A 21,788-nucleotide genomic window follows, 5' to 3' on the forward strand; every position below is an offset into this window, starting at 1 on the left:
TACCGACATGCTGCGAATCCTGCTGATCAACGACACTCCAAAGAAAGTCGGCCGCCTGAAAAGCGCGCTGACCGAAGCGGGTTTCGAGGTCATCGACGAATCCGGGCTGACCATCGACCTGCCCGAGCGCGTCGAGGCCGTACGCCCCGACGTGATCCTGATCGATACCGAATCACCCGGCCGCGATGTGATGGAACAGGTGGTATTGGTGACCCGTGACCAGCCGCGACCGATTGTCATGTTCACCGACGAGCACGATCCGACGGTCATGCGCCAGGCGATCCAGTCCGGTGTCAGCGCCTACATTGTCGAAGGCATCCATGCCCAGCGCCTGCAACCGATTCTCGATGTGGCCATGGCCCGTTTCGAGAGCGACCAGGCCCTGCGCGCGCAATTGCTGGCCCGCGACGAGCAACTCGCCGAGCGCAAGCGCATCGAGCTGGCCAAGGGCCTGCTGATGAAGATGAAGAGCTGCAACGAAGAAGACGCCTACACCCTGATGCGCCGCCAGGCCATGAGCCGCCAGCAGAAGCTGATCCAGGTGGCCGAGCAGATCATCGCCATGCATGACATGCTGGGGAACTGAGCCGGCAACTGTTGCGCCTGTCCACGCAGCAACTGTGCTGGACAGGCCGGCAAACCCTCTCGTATCTTCCTCGCCTGGCTGCCACATGCAGTCAACGTCGCTCGGACGGTTCCGGGCGCTTACGTACCCCGAGGTAAACATGGCCGACAACGCCAAGCGCCGCTTTGCGCGCATCGATCGTCTCCCCCCCTACGTTTTCAACATCACCGCCGAACTGAAGATGGCCGCCCGCCGCCGTGGCGAAGACATCATCGACTTCAGCATGGGCAACCCCGATGGCGCCACGCCGCCGCATATCGTCGAGAAACTGGTGCAAGTCGCCCAGCGCGACGACACCCACGGCTACTCCACCTCGCGCGGCATCCCGCGTCTGCGCCGTGCCATCTCGCGCTGGTACAAGGATCGCTACGAGGTCGACATCGACCCGGAAAGCGAAGCCATCGTCACCATCGGCTCCAAGGAAGGCCTCGCGCATTTGATGCTGGCCACCCTGGACCACGGCGACACCGTACTGGTGCCCAACCCCAGCTACCCGATCCACATCTACGGCGCGGTGATTGCCGGCGCCCAGGTGCGTTCGGTGCCGCTGGTGCCCGGCGTGGACTTCTTCGCCGAGCTGGAACGGGCGATCCGCGAGTCGATTCCCAAGCCGAAGATGATGATCCTCGGCTTCCCCTCCAACCCCACCGCGCAGTGCGTGGAGCTGGACTTCTTCGAGCGCGTGGTGAGCCTGGCCAAGCAGTACGACGTACTGGTGATCCACGACCTGGCCTATGCCGACATCGTCTACGACGGCTGGAAAGCCCCGTCGATCATGCAGGTGCCGGGCGCCAAGGACATTGCCGTGGAATTCTTCACCCTGTCCAAGAGCTACAACATGGCCGGTTGGCGTATCGGCTTCATGGTCGGCAACCCGGAACTGGTCAGTGCCCTGGCGCGGATCAAGAGTTACCACGACTACGGCACCTTCACCCCGCTGCAGGTGGCGGCCATCGCGGCCCTGGAAGGTGATCAGCAATGCGTGCGCGATATTGCCGAGCAGTACCGCCAACGCCGCAACATGCTGGTCAAAGGCCTGCACGAAGCCGGCTGGATGGTCGAGAAGCCCAAGGCCTCGATGTATATCTGGGCCAAGATCCCCGAACCCTACGCCCACCTCGGCTCGCTGGAGTTTGCCAAGAAGCTGCTGCTCGAGGCCAAGGTCTGCGTGTCGCCGGGGCTGGGCTTCGGTGACTACGGCGATGACCATGTGCGCTTTGCCCTGATCGAAAACCAGGACCGCACCCGTCAGGCCATTCGCGGAATCAAGGCGATGTTCCGTGCCGATGGCCTGCTGCAGGCGCCAGCCGGGAAAGCCGGCAAGGCGCCCAGCGTCTGACTCCACGCCAGTGACTGACAACACCCACGCGGCCCTGGCGGATCATCGATCCGCCAGGGCCGCGGCACATCAGCCTGAGTAATCCAGCGCCGTCCAGGTGCGACTTAGGCCACTGGCGATCACACAGCCCGGCTGTCGCAACTGTTGGTCGTGCTTGCGCGTCAGGCGGGTCACCTCCTCACCTTCAGCACCATTTTCGCGCTCGGTCAGCCACTGCAATTTGCCGCAGTTGGGCGTGTCGATCACATAGCTGGCGGCGATGTTCGAATGCTGGCTCGGCAGGTGCGTGACATCCAGCACCCGGCCATGTTCCTCGACCCGCTTGCCGTCCGATACCAGCACCGCCCAGGCCTCGGCCCCTTCGATAACCAGGTAGGCACCATTGGCCTTGGGTTGTTCCAGCTGCGGTTGGGCACAACCGGCCAGCAGGGCCAATAGCAGAACTGTCATCAGCTTATGGTGCATATAGGACGACTCCTCTTTCGGTAAGTCCGGCAGGATCGATCGGCAGCGCGTTAGCTGTACTATTATCCAGCGCTGTTTATTTGTACAGTACTTTTCGTTTACTCTGGCAGCGTCGTTTTTCGCAACGACAAGCAGGCTAAAACAGGAGCACCGAGATGCTGGACGTACTGCAGTTGAAGAACAAAGTGAACCAGATGTCGCTGGAGAGCATCCGCGCCACGGTCGAAGAATTGCAGCTGGAAGGCCTGGTGACGGGCAGCAAGACGCCCTTCAATCGCGTACATTTCAATACCTGCTTTGCCGAAATCGAGGCCCTGCTGCAACGGGGCGGCTATCACCGGCAGCTGGATGTGATCGGCTATCAGGGGCAGGTCTATGCCCTGTTCGATCCCGCACGTTGGGAAGCGGTGCAGGTGCTGCGTGGACTCAAGGACTATGTGGACGCCACCCAGGCTTATGCACCAGCCCGGCAAAGAGGCTGAGCGCTGACGGCACACTAAAAGCGCACCCGGACGCACCAGCGCCCATCCAGGCAGCCCTACAAGCGCGCAACAACACCCCTGATGGTCAATTCCCCAAACGCACCCGGCTCCCTCTCCGGCCTTTTGGCCAGTTCACTAACCTGATGATTTGAAACAATCATTTCCGCCCAAAGAGGCGCAGACAGCGGCTGCCTGAAAGCCGGACAAAAGCGGCCCAAAGAAAACTGGCAAGGCCTTTGCAATCACTCCCGTAGATTCCTGCGCAGCACACCAACGGCGGTAGGCCGCGGATCACGGACAACGGCGTCCGCCAGAGCACCCTTTCTCATCGGGTCGCTCTGGCGTACGCCGTTTTTGTTTGCCCATGAAAAGGATTACCCCATGAGTGATCGTGATTCCAAAGACCCGGTTAACAACAGCCGCCGCAATTTCCTCAAGCATTCCATCGCCGTCGCCGGCACCGTTGGCGGGGTCGCCGCACTCGGTTTGTCTGCGCCGAGCTTCCTGCGCAGTGCGGCCTATGCCGCCGGCTCCGACGCGCCGGAGAAGGCCGTGCTGAATATCGGCTTCATCCCGCTGACCGACTGCGCCTCGGTAGTGGTCGCCGCCACCCAGGGCTTCGCCGCCAAGTACGGCCTGACCATCAACCCGAGCAAGGAAGCCTCCTGGGCCGGTGTGCGCGACAAGCTCAACACCGGCGAACTGGATGCCTCCCACGTGCTGTACAGCATGATGTACGGCTCGCAGCTGGGCCTGGCCGGGCCGCAGAAGAACATGGCCGTGCTCATGGGCCTGAACCAGAATGGCCAGGCCATCACCCTGTCCAAGCAGCTCAAGGAAGCCGGCGTCACCACCGGCGAGCAACTGGCCGCGCACATCAAGAAAGGCGGCAACCCGCTGACCTTCGCCCAGACCTTCCCCACCGGCACCCACGCCATGTGGCTGTACTACTGGCTGGCCAACTACGGCATCAACCCGTTCACCGATGTGAAAACCATCACCGTGCCGCCACCGCAGATGGTCGCCAACATGCGTGTCGGCAACATGGACGGCTTCTGCGTTGGCGAGCCCTGGGGCGCCCGTGCGGTGTTCGACAAGATCGGCTTCACCGCCACCACCACGCAGCAGATCTGGGCCGACCACCCGGAGAAAGTCCTCGGCTGCTCCCGTGAGTTCGTCGAGCAGAACCCCAACACCGCGCGCGCCCTGGTCATGGCGCTGCTCGATGCCAGCCGCTTCATCGACGCCAGCGAGGCGAACAAGAAGGCCACCGCCAAGCTCATCTCCGGCAAGGCCTACGTCAACGCGCCGACCGAAGTGATCGAACAGCGCTTCCTCGGCAACTACGAGGACGGCCTGGGCAACAGCTGGCAGGACAAGCACCCGATGGCCTTCTGCAAGGACGGCAGCGTGAACTTCCCCTACCACTCCGACGGCATGTGGTTCCTCACTCAGTTCAAGCGCTGGGGCCTGCTCAAGGACGACCCGGACTACGCCGCCGTGGCCGCGCAGGTCAACCAGACCAAGCTCTACAGCGAAGCCGCCAGCGCCCTTGGGCTGAGCGTGCCGAGCAGCGTGATGCGCTCCAGCACCCTGATCGACGGCAAGGTGTGGGACGGCTCCAACCCGGCCGCCTACGCCAACTCCTTCGCGATCAAAGCCTGAGTTCGGAGGTCCGCATGAACGCTCCCGTGAAAACACCCCTGACGCTGGCCACCCCGATTGCCGCCAACGCAACTCCGCGCCGGGCCTTGCCTGGCGCGGAGGCCCTCACCAACCTGATCAAGGCCGTCATTCCACCGCTGCTGGGCATTGCCCTGTTCATCGGCGTCTGGGCCCTGATCGCCGCGCGCAGCGAAGGCCTGCCAGGCCCCTTGTCGACCTGGTATTCGGCGCTGGAGCTGTTTGCCGATCCGTTCTACGACAACGGCCCGAACGACATGGGCATCGGTTGGAACATCCTGCATTCCCTTGGCCGGGTCGGTCTGGGCTTCGGCCTGGCGGCGCTGATCGGTATTCCGCTGGGCTTCGCCATCGGCCGCTTCGCCTTCCTCGCCAACATGCTCTCGCCGATCATCAGTCTGCTGCGTCCGGTTTCGCCGCTGGCCTGGCTGCCGATCGGCCTGCTGGTGTTCGAGGCCGCCGGCCCGGCGTCGATCTGGGTGATATTCATCAGCTCGATCTGGCCGATCATCCTCAACACCGCCGCCGGCGTCGCCAGCGTGCCGCAGGACTACCTCAACGTGGCGCGCGTGCTCAAACTGTCGGAGTTCAAGGTGCTCACCCGCATCCTCTTCCCCGCCGTGCTACCGCACCTGATGACCGGCATCCGCCTGGCCATCGGTGTGGCCTGGCTGGTGATCGTCGCCGCGGAAATGCTCACCGGCGGCACCGGCCTGGGTTTCTGGGTGTGGGACGAGTGGAACAACCTCAACGTCGAACACATCCTCATCGCCATCATCATCGTCGGCCTGGTCGGTCTGGCCCTGGAGCAAGCCCTGCTCCTGCTGGCCAAGCGCTTCGACTACGCCAACTGAGCATTTTTCTGTAGGAGCCCGCTTGCTGGCGATCCATCACGACAGCGAGTAGCCAATGATTGCCAACAAGTTGGCTCTTACACCAGACAGGAGAGTTCGCCATGGACAAGTTCGTCGAGCTGACCAACGTCAGCAAACACTTCGATACCAAGAAAGGCCGCTTCCAGGCGCTTAGTGACGTCAACCTGAGCATCGCCAAGGGCGAGTTCGTCTCGCTGATCGGCCACTCCGGCTGCGGCAAATCCACCGTGCTCAACCTGATCGCCGGCCTGCTGGAGGCCAGCGCAGGCGGGTTGATCTGCAACGGCCGCGAGATCGACGGCCCCGGCCCGGAGCGCGCCGTGGTGTTCCAGAACCACAGCCTGCTGCCCTGGATGACCTGCTTCGGCAACGTCTACCTGGCAGTGGAAAAGGTCTTTTCCGGCAAGGAAAACAAGGCTCAGCTCAAGGAGCGTACCGCCGCCGCACTGCACATGGTCGGCCTCGACCATGCCGCACACAAGCACCCCAGCGAGATCTCCGGCGGCATGAAACAGCGCGTCGGCATTGCCCGCGCCCTGGCCATGGAGCCCAAGGTGCTGCTGATGGACGAGCCGTTCGGCGCGCTGGATGCCCTGACCCGCGCCCACCTGCAGGACGAGCTGCTGCGCATCGTCGGCGAGACCCACAGCACGGTGGTGATGGTCACCCACGATGTCGACGAGGCGGTGTTGCTGTCCGATCGCATCGTGATGATGACCAACGGCCCGGCGGCGACCATCGGCGATATCGTCACGGTCGAGCTGCCGCGCCCGCGCAACCGTCTGGCCCTGGCCAACGACAGCCATTACCACGCCTACCGCACGGCGGTGCTGGAGTTCCTCTACCAGCGCCAGCAACGCCCCGCCGCCTAGTTTCCCGGCCTGCCCGGTTCCTCTGCCCGGCCCCGTGCCGGGCTTTTTACATCTGCCCTCTTCCCGCCGGCCGATGCAGGCCCTAGGCTCGCCGAACAACGACAACAAGAGACATCGCCATGCCCTACAGCCTCTATATCGCCGCGCTCCTGTCCCTGCTGCTAATTGCTCTGTCACTGAACATCTCGCGCCTGCGCATGCGTCACCAGGTCGCCTTCGGCGATGGTGGCCACGCCGATTTGACCAAAGCGGTTCGCGCCCACGGCAACAGCCTGGAACAGTCGGTGCTGTTCATCGTCCTGCTCTATCTCGGCGAAATCAGCGGGCAGATCAGCCCGGCGCTAACTGCCGCCCTCGGCTTCGCCTTCATCATGTTGCGACTGCTCTACTGCGCGGGGCTGTTCGCCCGCCTGCTCCTGCTGCGCCAGGCCAGCCACGCCCTGACCATGCTGGTGCTGCTGATCGTCACAGTGCTTCTGCTGATCCCGCACTGAATGACGCCCGGCTGGGGCCGCATCACTATGCCGGCAGCGGTCCCAGCCAGTTCTTGAGACAGGCCACCACGCCCTGCGGCGCCTTCAACCAGGCGCTGTGCGGGTTTTCGTGGGGCGGCCGGGGGGATGGCAGTTGCTCGATGTGCGGCTCGCTCTGGATCAATTCAGCCAGGCCACGGGTCGATGCCAACGGGGCGAAGTTGTCATTTTCGATCTGGATGAACAGCGAGTTCACGCGGTTGCTCGGCGCTGGCGCCAGTGCCAGGCCCAGGTGCCGGTAATTGCCACTGAACGCCACGCGCCCCCAGTCGCGCATCAGCCGCCGCGCCTCGTGGCCACCGAAACCGATGCGCCGCCCCGGCAGGTAGCCGAGGACGCTGGCCAGCAGGTTGCAAAGGATCGCCACACTCGGCGTCAGCAACTTGCCCAGGCCGCTCCAGTGGCGGTAATGGATATTGCCGCAGGCCACTCCCACGACCCGCACGCGACTGGCCGGATTGGCCGCCGCGTACAGCGTGGCGATATGCCCGCCGAGGCTGTGACCCAGCAGCACCGGCTGGGTGTCGCCGAAGTGCCGTTCGGCCAGGCTCAGCAGCTTGGGTAGAAACTCTTCCACCAGTTGCCGGTAGCCATAGTTGAAGGTCCAACTAGGCCGCGGAAGGCTCTCGCTCTGCCCTGGCCAGTCGGTGGTGAGCACGTTGTAGCCAGCCCCGACCAGGACCTGCGCCAGCATCCCGTAGTGGCGCGCGCTGACGCCCAGAGCCGGCAGCACGATCAGGGTGTAACGTGCGCCCCGAGCGGGATAGAGGGTGACGGGACAGTGAAACTTGCCATCGGCGAACTGCAGGACATCAACCATGATGCCTTCTCCTGGAAACGGCGAACGACTGTGCCGCGAATCTAGAGCAATGACTCTAGAAACTCCAGTGGCATCACCACCCGCTGCAGTGCACTAGCCAACCCGCTCGTCAGCCGGTGACGCGGCATCGGTTACCGGCGGCATCTGCACCGCACGGGCGGCGGCCAGGCGCTGACGCAAGCGCTCGACGAACTGCCCGGCAGTGGTTTCGCAGCGAAACGGTACCGCACAGGAACCGAGACGAACGGTGCAGCCGACTTCACGATCGGCGTTGATGCTGATTTCCATGGCCAAGCCCCCAGAAAAGGTCAGGAGCCCGAGCTTAGGATCGTCAGATGACAGCCAGGTGTCGGCGCTCAGATCAGCTCGATGCGCTCATCGAGGATGCGGATCAGGCCCTGCTTGTAGAGGCCACCGATGGCCTTCTTGAAGTTGCCCTTGCTCACGCCGAAGGCCTGGGTGATCACTTCCGGAGCGCTCTTGTCGCTCATCGCCAGGCTGCCGCCCTGCTCGCGCAGGCGGGCGAGGATCTGTTCAGCCAGGCCGCCTGCCGCCTCGCGACCGACCGGTTGCAGGCTGAGGCTGATCTTGCCGTCGTCACGCAGTTCCTTGATGAAACCGCTCTCCTGCATGCCGCCACGCAGGAACTTGAACACCTCGTTCTTGTGGATCAGGCCCCAGTGCTTGCCATTGATGATGGCCTTGAAGCCCAGGTCGGTCTTCTCCACCACCAGCAGGCTGACCTCATCGCCAACCTTGTAGGGCGGCGGCGTGGTGTCCAGGTAGCGATCCAGCCGCGCGGTGGCGGTGATGCGCTTGCTGCGATCGAGGTAAACGTGGACCACGCAGTAGTCGCCAACCTGCAGCGGGCGCTTCTCTTCCGAGTGCGGCAGCAGCAGGTCCTTGCTCAGGCCCCAGTCGAGGAACAGACCGACGCGGTTGATCTCGATCACCTTGAGGCTGGCGAAACCGCCGACCTGCACCTTGGGCTTCTCGGTGGTGGCGATCACCCGGTCGTCGCTGTCGAGGTAGACGAACACGTTCAGCCAGTCGCCAATCTCGCTCGGCTCGTTCTTCGGCACATAGCGGTTGGGCAGGAGGATCTCGCCATCGGCGCCACCGTCCAGATAGAGGCCGAAGTCGGTCTGCTTGACCACCTGAAGAGAGTTGTAGCGCCCGATCAGAGCCATGTTCACCACCTTAATCTGCAAGGTCGGCATTCTACCCCGCCACAGGCCGATGCGCTGCATCAGGAGGGCGACGGGAAGTGCATCGCGCCGCTGGCATATAGCACGGGCATGTTTCAGAATCATGGCCAGGCGCAACTTTCGACGCGCCTCATTTGTCTTAGTTACACGGATTCTCGCTGCCCTATCTCAGGAGCTCCTGTGCGCGTTCTTAGCCGCTGGCTGCCGTACCCTGCCGCGTCGCTCGCCTCCCTCGGCGCGCTGTTCCTGCTGTTGCCTGTCGCCAGTCGCTACTGGCTGGGCTGGTCGGACCTCTCCGGCTATGTCTCCGATATCGCCATCGGCAGCCTGCTGCTGTTGCTGTGCTACCGCCGCCCGCTGCTGGCCATCCCGCTGATGCTGGCCTGGAGCCTGATGCTGCTGGGCAGTGCCGAACTGGTCAACGCCGTGGGCCGCATGCCCGAACCCAGCGACCTCAAATACCTGAGCGATCCGCAGTTTGTCAGCCACTCCACCCAGGGCGCCGGCATCCGCTATCCGTGGCTGGCCCTGGCCCTCGGTGCAGCGCTACTGGCCTGCCTGCTGAGCGGCCGCAAGCGCTGGCCGGCACTGCCGCGCGGTAGCTACGCCCTGCCCCTTGTGCTGCTGGTCGGACATGCCGCCACCCAGTACTACGAGCCCAGCGAAGCCGACCAGTGGAAGCTGTTCAACCTGCCGCACAAGTTGCTGGCGGAGAACGTCAACAATGCCACCGTGCACCTGGAAGACTGGTATTACGGCGATGACAGCGCCACCCCGCCGGATATTGCCGACCTGGCCCAACTCGACCTCAGCGGTCAGCCGCTGATCAATGGCGCCGGCAAGGCGCGCAACGTCCTGATCGTCACCCTGGAAGGCATTCCCGGCGCCTATATCGGCCGCAACCGCCAGCTCCTGCACAGCAGCTACCAGGAAGACCTGATGCCGCGCCTGAGCCAGTGGGCCGAGCGCAGCATGACCACCCCGGACTACGTGCTGCACAGCCACCAGACCATTCGCGGCCTGTACGCCATGCTGTGCGGCGACTACAGCAAACTCGACTCAGGCACGCCCAAGGGCGTGGAGCTGCTCAACAACCACACCCGCAACCTGCAGTGCCTGCCATCGCAACTGCGCTTCCAGGGCTTCAGCACACACTTCCTGCAGGGCGCCGGGCTGCGCTTCATGGCCAAGGACCAGATCATGCCGCACATGGGTTTCCAGCAGACCCACGGTCGCGAATGGTTCAAGAACAAGCCGTACCTGGAATTCCCCTGGGGCATGGACGACAAGTCCTACTTCGAAGGCGCATTGAAGTACGTCGGCCAGCTGCGTCAGAAGAAACAGCCCTGGATGCTCACCCTGCTCACCGTCGGCACCCACCAGCCCTACTCCGCGCCCCAGCAATACCTGAGCCGCTACCCGACCGCCAAGCAGGCCGCCATTGGCTACCTGGACGACGCCGTCGCCGACTTCCTCGACGGCCTGGAGAAACAGGGTGTGCTCAAGGACACCCTGGTGATCGTCACCTCCGACGAATCCCACGGCCTGGACAACGTGCGCCTGGCCTCGGCCTGGGGTTTCAACCTAGTCCTGGCGCCTGACCAGCAGGCACTGCCCAAGGTCAAGAACGGGGTTTATGGCCATGTCGACCTGACCGCCTCGGTGCTCGACTACTTCGCCCTGCCGGTACCGGAAAATATCTCCGGGCGCTCGCTGTTCCGCGACTACGCCACCCCGCGCGAAATCATGTCCTACACCAACGGCCTGCTGCGTCACCATGACGGCAAGACCTTCACCGAGTGCAACTTCCAGCAGATCTGCCGGCGCTACGACAGCAGCGGCTTCATCGCCGACAGCGCCCGTTACCTGGGCCGCATCGGCGGGCGCCAGGCGCGCCTGTTCAGCCAGCGCTCGGCCCTGCTCGACCAGTCGCTGACCGGCGGCCAGGTCGGCCAGCACTACCAGTTCGCCAGCCGCGAGCGGATCAAGCTCAAAGCCGAATCCCGCGACGACTGGGCCGACAACCTGATCGGCGCCCAGTACCTGGAAATGCCCCAGGGCACTCGCACCCGCGTGACCCTGAAGATCGAAGGCACCGGCCTGGATCGCAAAGGTGCCAGCCTGCGCCTGAAAACCAAGGAGTTCGACCGCGACGTGGCGCTCGACATCCCCGACCTGCCGCAGCTGGAGCGCGGCAAGTCGGTGACCCTGAGCTTCGACTTCGACAACCCGAAGACGCGCAAGGCGTTCTCCTTTCACCTGCTGGGTGAAGGCCACGGCGCCATCCGCATCAGCGACTTCAGCGTGATTACCGAGCCGGTCACCGATGAGCTGGTGGCCGATGAGGGTGGCGAGACCGGCGCCATCCAGTCCCTGCACCACTGAGGCATCGACCTCAACTAAAAAGCCCCCGCCGGGCAAACCTGGCGGGGGCTTTCTTATCTGCAGTGGGTTAAGCCACCACGGGAATCAACGGATCGGCCGCTGCCAGCGCTTCGGCCCTATCAGCCTTGGGTGGGTAGATCCAGATACTGTTGATTTCGGTTTTGATCCGCTTGCCTTCGTCGCGCACAAACTTCACTTCGCGCTGCCAGCCTTCGGTGAACACCGCGCCCCAGGCGCCCAGATCCAGGCAAGTAACGTACTTGACCTGGCTGTACGGGATCGGCTCGACGCCCAGCAGGCTGGCGGCCACGTTATTGCCGGCCGAACGACCCAGGGCAATCGCGTGCTGGCAGGTCATCAGTGCGTAGTTGCCGATGTCATCGACCTGGGCGTAGGCCACATCGCCGGTGGCGAATACATCTGCCTGGCCAAGCACCTTGAGGTTACGATCGACATGCAGGCGACCCTGGCCGTCACGCTCACCGGGCACCTGCTCGGCCAGCGAGCTGGCGCGCACCCCGACAGTCCACACCACGGTTTTCGCCTCGATGCGCTGGCCATCGGCCAGGGTCACGCCGTCGGCATCCACCGAGGCCACACCACTGTTCAGACGCCATTCGACACCCAGCTCCGCCGAAGCTTCGGCAACCAGCTGCTGTGGGCCATCGCCCATTGCACCGCCGATCTTGCTGCCACGGTCGACCACGATTACCCGCACATCGGCGTCGGCACCCAGGGCCGCGCGCAGGCGGGCCGGCATTTCCGTCGCAGTTTCGATACCAGTGAAGCCACCACCGGCAACTACCAAGGTGTTGCGCGCCGGCGAGGCCGGCAGTTTGCGCAGGTCATTGATGTGCTGCTCCAGGCGCACGGCTTCCTCGATCTGGTCAACATCGAAGGCGTGCTCCAGGCCAGGCAGATTCGGCCGCCAGACCTTGCTGCCGCTGGCCAGTACCAGACGGTCATAAGCCAGGGAGGCCAGGACACCATTGGCGTCGCGGTAGGCAACCTGCTTGGCGGCCACGTCGATCTCTTCAGCACTGCCCTTGATGAAGGTAACGCCGACTGCATCGAACAGCTCGCCCAGTGGTGCCGCCATGTTGTGCACGTTGGGCTCGTAGAAGCGCGGGCGAATGCGCAGCTCGGCTTGTGGCGCCAGTACGGTGATCTCGGTTTCGTTGTGATTGTGCTGGTCCAGCAGGCGGGCCGCGCTCAGGGCGCTCCACATGCCCGCAAAGCCTGCACCGACGATCAGAATGCGCTGTTTCATGTTCTTGTCTCTCTAGGTGGGGAGGAAAAATTCGCTAAAAAACGAGTACATCGATCGCCTTTTGCTTGCTCCGGCTAGGCAACTCGTAACGACGACTATATTAGTCGGAGTTTAAGCGAGCAAGTATTTTCCCGAGATTTCCCTGACCACTGATCGGCCAACAGCCCATAGCCATCGCCTGAAAATCACTATGAATGGCGATTTATCACAGCCTGGAGCCGCTTCACGACCTGCAAATTCCCTCTACAACTGGCCGAAAAATTTCCGCACCGACTTGCAGTAACAGGCGATGATCGGCAAAATAGTACGACTAATTGAGTCGGAGTTAACTATGGCTTTATACAGCGCAGGGGTTGAATACGGCATTCACTGCATGCTGTGGCTGGCGGACGACAAGGGCGACACCCGCGATGCCAGCGTGCGTGAACTGGCCGAGATGCAGGGCGTACCGCAGGAGTTGCTGGCCAAGATCTTCACGCGCCTGGCCAAAGCCAACCTGGTGGTTGCCACGCCCGGCGTACGCGGTGGGTTCAAGCTGGCCAGGCCATCCAACGAGATTTCCGTGCTGGATATCGTGCGAGCCATCGACGGCGCCAAATCCATTTTCGAATGCCGCAACATTCGCAGCCGCTGCGCCGTTTTCGATGGCTCGCCTCCCGACTGGGCCATGAGCGGAACCTGCGGCATTCATACCGTGATGCTCACCGCGCAAAAGCGCATGGAAGAGGCCCTGGCCCAGCAAACCGTGCTGGATCTGGTGCGCGGCTTCGGTCGCAAGGCCCCGCCGGAGTTTGGCGAGCAGGTACTGCGCTGGTGGGATGAGCAGCGCGAAGGCAAGGGCAGCTCGGCAGCCTCATAAGCTTCGGGTGCAGCCGAAAGAGCTCGCGGGCAACACAGCGCCGTCAGCCCTTTGTTGCAGCCCGATCCCGGCAAGGGCTCCGGGCCGGTTACAATCAGCACTCTTTCCCTTCTGTGACTGCCCACCATGAGCGAACCCGAGCGCCTGTCCAAACGCCTGACCCAACAGCTACCCTGCTCGCGGCGCGAGGCCGAGCTGTATATCGAGAACGGCTGGGTAACGGTCGACGGGCGTGTGGTGGAAGAGCCGCAATTCAAGGTGCACAACGAGCAGATCGCCCTGCTGCCGGGCGCCGTGGCGGAAACCCTGCCGCCGGTCACGCTGATCCTGCACAAGCCGGCTGGCCTCGGCTGCGGCATGGGCGCCAACTCCGTGTTGCAGCTGCTGACCCTGGCCAACCAGATGGAAAACGACCCCAGCGGCATCCGCCCGTTGCAGCGTCACTTCACCCGCCTGGACATGCTAACCCCGCTGGAAACCGACGCCAGCGGCCTGCTGGTGTTCAGCCAGAACCGCTCGGTGATCCGCCTGCTCAAGGACGATGCCGACCAGTTGGAACACGAATACGTGGTGGAAGTCAGTGGCGAGCTGGCCAGCAACGGCCTCAAGCGCCTGGCCTTCGGCCTCAGCTACAAGGGCGTGACGCTGTCGCCGTGCAAGGTCAGTTGGCAGAGCGAAACCCGCCTGCGTTTCGCCATCAAGAACGTCCAACCGGGCCAGCTGCGCTTCATGTGCGAAAGTGTCGGCCTGCAGGTCGCGAGCATCCGCCGCCTGCGTATCGGCCGCACCGGCATGGCCAAGCTGCCGGCCGGGCAATGGCGCTACCTGGGCGCCAACGAGAAATTCTGATCGGTACCGGCGCTGACGGGACCTCTCAATAGTCCGTGTAGCGCCGCTCAATCTCCAGGTACTCGCCACTGGCGCGAATCGCCGCCAGGCCCTGATCAAAGCGATCGCGCTGCGCCTCACTCTGGAAGCCGACACTGTAGGGCGTTGGCTCGAAGATGAAGTACCAGGTCAGCGCCTGGCGGGTGTCGACCTGTTCAGCCACCTGCGCATTGAAGTAGCGCAGGATGCGCGGGTCGCCCACTACCACATCCGTGCGACCGCTGTAGAGCAGGCGATTGCGGTTGATCTGCAGCGCCTCCTCGCGATAACGCGGGTTGCCCTCGGCCATGGCCTCGAACGCCGGCCCCAGTAACAGCCGGGCACGCTGGAAGGCACTGATCGAGTACCCCCCCAGATCAGCGACGCTGGTGATCCGATAATTCCGGGACGACAGCGCCGCCACCGCGTTGTGGTACTGGATATAGGTCGCCGAGTAATAGGCCTCGACGCCGCTGCGTGCTGCCGTGGTGGCAATACAGTCCAGATCGCCACGGCGCAGCGCCAGGTGCAAGCGCTCCATCGGCGCGTAGTGCACTTCCAGGGTAAAACCGGCGCGTCGCGCGGCAGCGGCGACGATGTCGTACTCCAGCCCACGCGCCTCGTTCTCGAACACATAGGGCGGCTTGTCGGTGCCAAAACCGATGCGCAGCGTCTCTGCCGCCGCGTCCAGCGCCAGCAGCAACGACAACCCGAGCCAAACCCGTGACCACATGCCGATCTCCCTGTGCCGACCGCCACAAGCATAGGCCGACCGGAGCACCATCACCCAGGCGTATGGCGGCCGATACCGCCATAGCCCGCGGCAAGCGGCTAGACTCTGCGCCCTACTGCCTAGTGGCCCACCGGAGAACTCCCATGCTCAAAGCCGAATATCAACACCGTGGCAAGGTGCCGCAAGACGTTATCGAAGCGGTCGAACTGACCCTGCCGCCCCTGCCGGCTGGCAAGGCACTGATCAAAGTGCTGGCCGCGCCGATCAACCCGTCCGACGTTCTTACCCTGACCGGCGAATACGGCATGCTGCCGCCGCTGCCGGCGATCGGCGGCAACGAGGGCGTGGGCCGCGTCGAAGCGCTCGGTGAAGGCGTCAGCAACCTCAAGGTCGGCCAGACCGTGCTTCTGCCGGTGGGCAGTGGTACCTGGGTAACCCACCTGCACGCCCCGGCCGACAAACTGATCCCGCTGCCGGATGCCGACCCGCAGCAACTGGCGATGATGACCATCAACCCGCCGACCGCCTCCCTGCTGCTCAGCCAGTTCGTCGACCTGCAACCCGGTGACTGGGTGATCCAGAACGCCGCCAACTCCGGCGTTGGCAGCTACCTGATCCAGCTGGCCAAGCTGCGCGGCTTCAAGACCATCAACGTGGTGCGCCGCGAATCGGCAGTCGCCGAGGTCAAGGCCGAAGGCGGTGATGTGGTGCTGGTGGACGGTCCCGATCTGCACAAGCAGGTCCGCGAAGCGACCGGCGGCGCCAAGGTCATGCTGGGCATCGACGCGATCGGCGGCAAGGCCACCGACCACCTGGCCGCTTCCCTCAGCGAAGGTGGAACCCTGGTCAACTACGGCCTGATGAGCGGCGAGCCGTGCCAGGTTTCGGCCTCGTCCTTCGTCTTCCGCGACGTGACCCTGCGCGGTTTCTGGCTGGCCAAGTGGTTCCAGAAAGCCACGCCAGCCGAGCAGTTCAAGGTATTCGGCGAACTGACCCAGCTGATCGCCGCCGGCAAGCTCAAGGCGCGCATTGCCGCGACCTACAACGTCAGCCAGATCAAGGAAGCCATCGCGGCCGCCGCCAGCGGCGAGCGCGGCGGCAAGATCCTGCTGGTTCCTTGAGGATTCTGATCCGGCAATAAAAAAGGGGGCCATCTGGCCCCCTTTTCTTATTCCGCTGCCGGCTTCTTGCGCTTGAGTGGCGCCAGACCGTCCTGGCTGACCACCGCGGACGGGGCGTTATTCGGCCGGGCACTCGGCTTGCGCTTCGGTGCGGCGGCCTTGGCGCCGGTTTTCTTGGCGTCTTTCTTGTCGACCTTTTTCTTCTTCGGCCCGACAGCCTTGCCAGACGCCTTGAGGTTCTTCGGCCCCTGATAGATGCCTTTCAGGTCCTTGATGTTGCGCCGCTCGAAACGCTGCTTGAGGTAGCGCTCAATGCTCGACATCAGGCTCCAATCGCTGTGGGTGATCAGCGAGATGGCCAGGCCTTCGGCGCCCGCACGGCCGGTACGACCGATGCGGTGCACGTAGTCATCGCCGGAGCGCGGCATGTCGAAGTTGATCACCAGGTCCATGCCGTCGACATCCAGGCCACGCGCCGCCACGTCGGTGGCAACCAGCACCTTGGCCCCACCCTGCTTGATGCGGTCGATGGCCAGCTTGCGATCCTTCTGGTCCTTCTCGCCGTGCAGCACGTACACCTTGTGCTCGGCCGCCACCAGCTTGCCCCACAGGCGGTCGGCCTGGACGCGGGTGTTGGTGAAGATGATCGCCTTCTGGTACGTCTCGTTGGCCAGTAGCCAGTCGACCAGCTGTTCCTTGTGGTAGTTGTGGTCGGCCGTGATGATCTGCTGGCGAGTACCTTCGTTCAGCTCGCTGACGCTGTTGAGCTTGAGGTGCACCGGGTCACGCAGCACGCCGGCGACCATCTCGCGCAGGCCGTTGCCGCCGCTGGTGGCGGAGAACAACATGGTCTGCTGCCGATTGACGCATTCCTTGCTCAGGCGCTGCACGTCCTCGGAGAAACCCATGTCGAGCATGCGGTCGGCTTCGTCGAGAATCAGCACTTCCACGTCGTTGAGCTTGAGGGTACCCGCGTTGAGGTGTTCGATCAGGCGACCCGGCGTACCGATGAGAATGTCCGGCACCCTGCGCAGCATGGCGGACTGCACCTTGAAGTCCTCGCCGCCGGTGATCATCCCCGACTTGATGAAGGTGAACTGCGAGAAGCGCTCGACTTCCTTGAGCGTCTGCTGCGCCAGCTCGCGGGTCGGCAGCAGGATCAGCGCACGGATGGTCACGCGCGGCAGGGCGTCGCCCATCAGGCGGTTGAGCAGCGGCAGCACGAAGGCCGCGGTCTTGCCACTGCCGGTCTGCGCCGTCACCCGCAGGTCGCGCCCTTCCAGGGCCGGCGGAATCGCCGCTTGCTGCACCGGAGTCGGCTCGGTGAAATTGAGCTCGGCTACGGCCTTGAGCAGGCGTTCATGCAGGGCGAATTGGGCGAACACGGGCATACCTCGACAAAAATCAGCAAAACAGCTGCATAGGTTACCGGTTGTCGACGCAAATGACCGCTTCTGTCGTGCAAAAGCCCGTTACGAGTAGCTGCACGGCGGTTCGCTCGTCGCCACAGGCTGTTTGTTTTTTGTACAGAGCACCACAAGCAGGTAGAATGCGCGCCGCTTTCAATCCCGGAAGCATGGGTTCCCTAACCCCATCCATCAAAAAGGTGACGTTATGCCTCTGATTTCTCCACAGCGCCGGCGCATGGCGCTCGTGGCCCTGGTGATGTTCCACATCCTCATCATCATCGCCAGCAACTACCTGGTGCAGCTGCCGATCACCCTGTTCGGCTGGCACACCACCTGGGGCGCCTTCAGCTTCCCGTTCATCTTCCTGGCCACCGACCTGACCGTGCGCCTGCTGGGTAAGCGCCCGGCGCGCCTGGTGATCGCCCGGGTGATGCTGCCGGCGCTGCTGGTGTCCTACATCGTCTCGGTGCTGTTCCAGGAAGCCAGTTTCCGTGGCTTCGCTGCGCTGCTGGAGTTCAACGACTTCGTCCTGCGCATCTCCCTGGCCAGCTTCTTCGCCTACGCCTTCGGCCAGATCCTCGACATCCAGGTCTTCGACCGCCTGCGCCGCCTGTCGCAATGGTGGGTCGCCCCCACCGTATCGACCATCTTCGGCAACCTGCTGGACACCTTCGTGTTCTTCGCCGTGGCCTTCTGGCACAGCAGCAACCCGTTCATGGCCGAGCACTGGGTGGAAATCGCCACGGTCGACTACGGCGTCAAGCTGAGCATCAGCCTGCTGCTGTTCGTACCGCTGTACGGCATGTTGCTCAACGCCATCCTGCGCTTGCTGGCCGGGCGCGACAGTGTCGCCACCTGATCGCATAAACGTAGATTTCAGCCAGACTCAAGGGTGTGCGCGGAACGCACGCCACTGGCTGTGTTCCACTGTTTGTCCCCCTCACGGAGTCGATCATGTCCCGATCCTTTTGCCTGCTGACCACCGGTCTGGCCCTGAGCCTGGCCCTGAACAGCGCCAGCGCGGCGCCCAAGCACGATAAACACGACAAGCACGGTGACGACAGCGATATCCAGGTCGACCTGCGCGGCCCGAGCATCGATATCGGCCAGGTGCGCATCATCCTCGGCGACAACCGCGAGCTGATCGGACCCGCGCAATCCCTGCCGCCGGGCATCCGCAAGAACCTGGCGCGCGGCAAGCCGCTGCCTCCCGGCATCGCCAAGCGCTTCGACGGGCGGGTACTGAACCAATTGCCGCGCTACGACGGCTACGAGTGGAAACAGGCCGGCAGCGACGTGGTACTGGTCGCCATCGCCACCGGGTTGATCTACGAGGTTCTGCAAAACGTGCTGGATTGAGCGGCCGGGGAAACTTTGCCCGGCAATCCGACTCCACAGTTGAGGAGGCCTGTTCCGGCCCCGCATCGCTGTTGGGGGCACCTGCATGAAACCCGCATTGATCTACTACGTGGCCGCCAGCCTGGACGGCTACATCGCGCGCCCAGATGGCCAGGGCGACTGGCTAGAGAGCATCCAAGCGGCCAGGAACGACCACGGCTACAACTCCTTCTACGACGGCATCGACGCCCTGCTCATGGGCCGTGGCACCTTCAATACCCTGCTCGCCCTCGATGGCGACTGGCCCTACCCCGGCAAGCCGTGCATGGTGCTGACGCGCAACCCCGAGGAACAATTGCCGGTTGATGTGGTGATGCGCCACTGCACCCCGGCCGAAGGCCTGGCGGAACTGGCCGAACAAGGCTGCAAACGGGTCTGGCTGGTTGGTGGTGGCTCACTGGCGGGCAACTGCTTCGCCGCCGGCCTGCTCGATGAGCTGGTGGTCAGCCTGGTGCCCTACCTGCTGGGTGCCGGCATTCCGCTGCTCTCCACCGGCCTCGAACGCCCGCTGAAGCTGCTGGAACAACGCAGCTTCGCCAATGGCGTGGTGCAGTTGCACTACCAGGTTCTGCAGGAAAGCCAGCAGGACGCCGCCTAACCGCCTTCGCTCGAATCGCGGGTTGCACCCGCCCTACAGGCGCCGTGCCTGCTTGCGCAGCAGGCGCGCGCTGTCCCAGCCGGTCAGCAGCACGGCCAGCCAGATCGGCCCGTAGGTCCACAGTTGCTGCGGATTGAATGCCTCACCGAGAAACACCACCGCCACGCCGAACAACAGCACCGGTTCGACATAGCTGAGGATGCCGAACAACCCCAGCGGCAGCAGGCGACTGGCGGCCATCATCGCGCCGAACGCCAGTGCGCTGAGCAGCCCCAACCCCGGCAACAGCCACCACAGCTGCGGCACCTGGTCGAACACGCCGACCGGGCCATGGGCATGGATCAGCCAGATCGCCAACGGCGCCAGCACCAGCATCTCCAGAATGAAGCCGGACAAGGCATCCAGGCGCATCCAGCGGCGCAGCATGAAATACGGCGGATACCCCAGCGCCGCCACCAGGGTGACCCAGGAAAACGCGCGGGTCAGCCACAGTTCATGAGCCACCCCGAGCAGCGCGCAGGCCACGGCGATGCGCTGCAACGGACGCAGGCGCTCGCCATAGAACAACCGCCCTACCAGCACCATGGCCAGTGGCAGCAAGAAGTAACCGAGGGACACATCCAGCATGCGCCCGGACAGCGGCGCCCAGACGAACAACAGCCACTGCACACCCATCAGCAATGCCGCCACCGGCAAGGCTGCCAGCAGCAGCGGCTCACGGCGCAGGCGGACAAACGCGGCACCCAGCACCGCCCACTGGCGCGACAGGGCCACCAGCAGCAACACCGCGGGAATCGACCAGAGCACCCGCTGGGCAAATACCTGCACGCCATCCAGCGGCGCCAGTTCCTGCACGTAGCCTGGAATCAGCACGAACAGCAGCGATGCGATGATCGACAGCGCCACGCCACGTCCCGAAAGCCTCATGCCCTTGCTCCTGCGTCTGCGAAAAGTCGGCGACCTTACACCATCATGGGTTGCCCGCGAGTGATCCGCCTCTGCGCGGGCCCGCAGAGAGAGTCTGGTCGATCCCAGCGCACAGGCCGATGTCGCTAACGGCATAGCACCAGGTATAAAAAAACCGGCTGATCAGCACGATCAGCCGGCGGAGCGCACCCGAGGCCGGGTGCAAGGAGAGCAATGGATGCAACGGCGAATCAGGCGACCTGGGCCAACTGCTCGCGGGCCTTGGCCAAGCCTTTTTCGAGGAACTCGGCGCCCAAGTTCAGGCCTTCGGCATGGATGAAGGTCACGTCATGGATGCCGACGAAGGCCAGCGCCTGGCGCAGGTAGGGTTCCTGGTGATCCATCGGGCTGCCGCTGTAGACGCCGCCACGGGCAGTCAGGACGAAGGCGCGCTTGCCGGTGAGCAGGCCTTGCGGGCCGGTCTCGGTGTACTTGAAGGTGACACCGGCGCGCAGCACATGGTCCAGCCAGGACTTCAGGGTGCTGGGAATGGCGAAGTTGTACATCGGCGCCGCCAGCACCAGCACGTCGGCGGCCAGCAGCTCATCGGTCAGCAGGTTGGAGCGGGCAGCAGCGGCGCGTTCCACTTCGTTCTGCTGGTCGGCCGGTTTCATCCAGCCACTGAGCAGGTCGATGTCCAGGTGCGGCACCTGCTCAACGGCCAGGTCGCGCACCTTGATCGAATCCTGCGGGTTGGCGGCTTGCCACTGGCCGATGAAGTCGGCAGTCAGTTGGCGGGATACGGAACCTTCGGTGCGGGCGCTGCTTTCGATAACCAGGACACGGGACATGGGGCTGATCTCCATCGGGTTGTTGTGCGTCGATGGAGAAAGGTTATGCCGAGCAATATCGATTAAAAAGCGCAAATATCCGCTGCAAATTATCGATTAAGTTGATTTGTCAGCAGCCCCGCACTAGGCTGCTGCCAGGCTTATTTCGGCTCGCAGGTCAGCTCGATACGCAGCTTGATGATGTTGCGACCGAAGCGCGAGGTGAGGTTGGTGGTCGCCCCCGCCTTGACGTCGGTCCGGCGGGTACGCGGCGCTTCGGGGCCATTGCGGAATACCGCCGTGCAGGTCGCATCGGCCTCGCCGTAGTTGTAGAGAATGACCGCGCCGATGTTGCTGTCCACGTCCTGGGTGGTGGCGGAGATTTCCGCACCATTGAGCTGCTTGCTCAGTTCCACCGGGTAGGCAACAGCGGTCAGCGGCAGCAGGGCGACGATCGCCAGGCAGAGTTTTTTCATCGGCATTCTCCTTGAAAGGATGCACAGAGTAGTG

The 21,788-nt window shown here is 63.6% G+C and carries 24 protein-coding genes; 14 read left to right on the forward strand and 10 right to left on the reverse strand.

Annotated elements, in window-relative coordinates:
* The first annotated feature begins 7 nt into the window (after positions 1–7).
* The gene (locus tag H3H51_RS16240) at positions 8–586 is read left to right on the forward strand and encodes an ANTAR domain-containing response regulator (protein WP_183090104.1); all 579 of its coding nucleotides are present in this window, start codon (positions 8–10) and stop codon (positions 584–586) included.
* Between the two features lie 139 nt (positions 587–725).
* Positions 726–1,964: an alanine transaminase gene (alaC, locus tag H3H51_RS16245; protein ID WP_183090105.1), complete on the forward strand. Its 1,239-nt coding sequence runs from the start codon at positions 726–728 to the stop codon at positions 1,962–1,964.
* A gap of 69 nt (positions 1,965–2,033) precedes the next feature.
* Here alaC and H3H51_RS16250 read toward each other — a convergent pair whose 3' ends face one another.
* A complete protein-coding gene (locus H3H51_RS16250) occupies positions 2,034–2,429 on the reverse strand; it encodes a hypothetical protein (protein WP_183090106.1) in 396 nt (131 codons plus the stop codon).
* A 155-nt stretch (positions 2,430–2,584) separates the two neighbouring features.
* Here H3H51_RS16250 and H3H51_RS16255 point away from each other — a divergent pair, with 155 nt between their 5' ends.
* The 5 genes from H3H51_RS16255 to H3H51_RS16275 all read left to right on the forward strand — a co-directional run bounded on the left by H3H51_RS16255 (position 2,585) and on the right by H3H51_RS16275 (position 6,835).
* Positions 2,585–2,911, forward strand: a complete 327-nt coding sequence (locus tag H3H51_RS16255; protein WP_183090107.1) for a transcriptional regulator — start codon at positions 2,585–2,587, stop codon at positions 2,909–2,911.
* Positions 2,912–3,292: 381 nt separating this feature from the next.
* Positions 3,293–4,576 (forward strand): CmpA/NrtA family ABC transporter substrate-binding protein, encoded by a 1,284-nt coding sequence (locus tag H3H51_RS16260; protein WP_183090108.1) that lies wholly within the window; start codon positions 3,293–3,295, stop codon positions 4,574–4,576.
* A 14-nt stretch (positions 4,577–4,590) separates the two neighbouring features.
* Complete coding sequence (gene ntrB, locus H3H51_RS16265; RefSeq protein ID WP_183090109.1) at positions 4,591–5,448, forward strand: nitrate ABC transporter permease; 858 nt, start codon at positions 4,591–4,593, stop codon at positions 5,446–5,448.
* A 101-nt stretch (positions 5,449–5,549) separates the two neighbouring features.
* The gene (locus H3H51_RS16270) at positions 5,550–6,341 is read left to right on the forward strand and encodes an ABC transporter ATP-binding protein (protein ID WP_183090110.1); all 792 of its coding nucleotides are present in this window, start codon (positions 5,550–5,552) and stop codon (positions 6,339–6,341) included.
* A gap of 119 nt (positions 6,342–6,460) precedes the next feature.
* Positions 6,461–6,835 (forward strand): MAPEG family protein, encoded by a 375-nt coding sequence (locus tag H3H51_RS16275; RefSeq protein ID WP_183090111.1) that lies wholly within the window; start codon positions 6,461–6,463, stop codon positions 6,833–6,835.
* A gap of 25 nt (positions 6,836–6,860) precedes the next feature.
* On the opposite strand, the gene H3H51_RS16280 is transcribed toward H3H51_RS16275, so the two are convergent.
* The 3 genes from H3H51_RS16280 to H3H51_RS16290 form a co-directional block, all read right to left on the reverse strand.
* On the reverse strand, positions 6,861–7,694 hold the full coding sequence (locus tag H3H51_RS16280; RefSeq protein ID WP_183090112.1) for an alpha/beta fold hydrolase: 834 nt from the start codon (positions 7,692–7,694) through the stop codon (positions 6,861–6,863).
* A gap of 93 nt (positions 7,695–7,787) precedes the next feature.
* Positions 7,788–7,982: a hypothetical protein gene (locus H3H51_RS16285; RefSeq protein ID WP_183090113.1), complete on the reverse strand. Its 195-nt coding sequence runs from the start codon at positions 7,980–7,982 to the stop codon at positions 7,788–7,790.
* A gap of 68 nt (positions 7,983–8,050) precedes the next feature.
* Complete coding sequence (locus H3H51_RS16290) at positions 8,051–8,884, reverse strand: CvfB family protein (RefSeq protein WP_183090114.1); 834 nt, start codon at positions 8,882–8,884, stop codon at positions 8,051–8,053.
* 198 nt (positions 8,885–9,082) lie between these two features.
* Between H3H51_RS16290 and H3H51_RS16295 the strand changes: the two genes are divergently transcribed.
* The gene (locus H3H51_RS16295) at positions 9,083–11,287 is read left to right on the forward strand and encodes an LTA synthase family protein (protein ID WP_183090115.1); all 2,205 of its coding nucleotides are present in this window, start codon (positions 9,083–9,085) and stop codon (positions 11,285–11,287) included.
* Positions 11,288–11,354: 67 nt separating this feature from the next.
* On the opposite strand, the gene H3H51_RS16300 is transcribed toward H3H51_RS16295, so the two are convergent.
* Complete coding sequence (locus H3H51_RS16300; RefSeq protein ID WP_183090116.1) at positions 11,355–12,557, reverse strand: NAD(P)/FAD-dependent oxidoreductase; 1,203 nt, start codon at positions 12,555–12,557, stop codon at positions 11,355–11,357.
* A gap of 331 nt (positions 12,558–12,888) precedes the next feature.
* On the opposite strand from H3H51_RS16300, the gene H3H51_RS16305 reads away from it, so the two are divergent.
* Complete coding sequence (locus tag H3H51_RS16305) at positions 12,889–13,416, forward strand: RrF2 family transcriptional regulator (RefSeq protein ID WP_183090117.1); 528 nt, start codon at positions 12,889–12,891, stop codon at positions 13,414–13,416.
* 126 nt (positions 13,417–13,542) lie between these two features.
* A complete protein-coding gene (locus tag H3H51_RS16310) occupies positions 13,543–14,265 on the forward strand; it encodes an rRNA pseudouridine synthase (RefSeq protein WP_183090118.1) in 723 nt (240 codons plus the stop codon).
* 25 nt (positions 14,266–14,290) lie between these two features.
* Here H3H51_RS16310 and H3H51_RS16315 read toward each other — a convergent pair whose 3' ends face one another.
* A complete protein-coding gene (locus H3H51_RS16315; RefSeq protein WP_183090119.1) occupies positions 14,291–15,016 on the reverse strand; it encodes a substrate-binding periplasmic protein in 726 nt (241 codons plus the stop codon).
* Between the two features lie 143 nt (positions 15,017–15,159).
* Between H3H51_RS16315 and H3H51_RS16320 the strand changes: the two genes are divergently transcribed.
* A complete protein-coding gene (locus H3H51_RS16320; RefSeq protein ID WP_183090120.1) occupies positions 15,160–16,137 on the forward strand; it encodes a zinc-dependent alcohol dehydrogenase family protein in 978 nt (325 codons plus the stop codon).
* Between the two features lie 47 nt (positions 16,138–16,184).
* On the opposite strand, the gene H3H51_RS16325 is transcribed toward H3H51_RS16320, so the two are convergent.
* The gene (locus H3H51_RS16325; protein ID WP_183090121.1) at positions 16,185–17,522 is read right to left on the reverse strand and encodes a DEAD/DEAH box helicase; all 1,338 of its coding nucleotides are present in this window, start codon (positions 17,520–17,522) and stop codon (positions 16,185–16,187) included.
* Positions 17,523–17,751: 229 nt separating this feature from the next.
* Here H3H51_RS16325 and H3H51_RS16330 point away from each other — a divergent pair, with 229 nt between their 5' ends.
* The 3 genes from H3H51_RS16330 to H3H51_RS16340 all read left to right on the forward strand — a co-directional run bounded on the left by H3H51_RS16330 (position 17,752) and on the right by H3H51_RS16340 (position 19,542).
* Complete coding sequence (locus H3H51_RS16330) at positions 17,752–18,405, forward strand: 7-cyano-7-deazaguanine/7-aminomethyl-7-deazaguanine transporter (RefSeq protein WP_183090122.1); 654 nt, start codon at positions 17,752–17,754, stop codon at positions 18,403–18,405.
* A gap of 95 nt (positions 18,406–18,500) precedes the next feature.
* Positions 18,501–18,905 (forward strand): anti-virulence regulator CigR family protein, encoded by a 405-nt coding sequence (locus tag H3H51_RS16335; RefSeq protein ID WP_183090123.1) that lies wholly within the window; start codon positions 18,501–18,503, stop codon positions 18,903–18,905.
* A gap of 85 nt (positions 18,906–18,990) precedes the next feature.
* Positions 18,991–19,542, forward strand: coding sequence for a dihydrofolate reductase family protein (locus H3H51_RS16340; protein ID WP_183090124.1), 552 nt, complete (start codon positions 18,991–18,993; stop codon positions 19,540–19,542).
* A gap of 33 nt (positions 19,543–19,575) precedes the next feature.
* On the opposite strand, the gene rarD is transcribed toward H3H51_RS16340, so the two are convergent.
* The 3 genes from rarD to H3H51_RS16355 all read right to left on the reverse strand — a co-directional run bounded on the left by rarD (position 19,576) and on the right by H3H51_RS16355 (position 21,754).
* Positions 19,576–20,469, reverse strand: coding sequence for an EamA family transporter RarD (gene rarD, locus H3H51_RS16345; protein WP_183090125.1), 894 nt, complete (start codon positions 20,467–20,469; stop codon positions 19,576–19,578).
* A 230-nt stretch (positions 20,470–20,699) separates the two neighbouring features.
* Complete coding sequence (locus H3H51_RS16350; RefSeq protein ID WP_183090126.1) at positions 20,700–21,299, reverse strand: FMN-dependent NADH-azoreductase; 600 nt, start codon at positions 21,297–21,299, stop codon at positions 20,700–20,702.
* A 140-nt stretch (positions 21,300–21,439) separates the two neighbouring features.
* Positions 21,440–21,754 carry a 3-phosphoglycerate kinase gene (locus H3H51_RS16355; RefSeq protein ID WP_183090127.1) on the reverse strand — a complete coding sequence of 105 codons (315 nt, stop codon included), beginning with the start codon at positions 21,752–21,754 and terminating at the stop codon, positions 21,440–21,442.
* Between the last annotated feature and the right edge of the window lie 34 nt (positions 21,755–21,788).

The sequence above is a fragment of the Aquipseudomonas ullengensis genome (assembly GCF_014174475.1).
Classification (GTDB): Bacteria; Pseudomonadota; Gammaproteobacteria; order Pseudomonadales; family Pseudomonadaceae; genus Aquipseudomonas; species Aquipseudomonas ullengensis.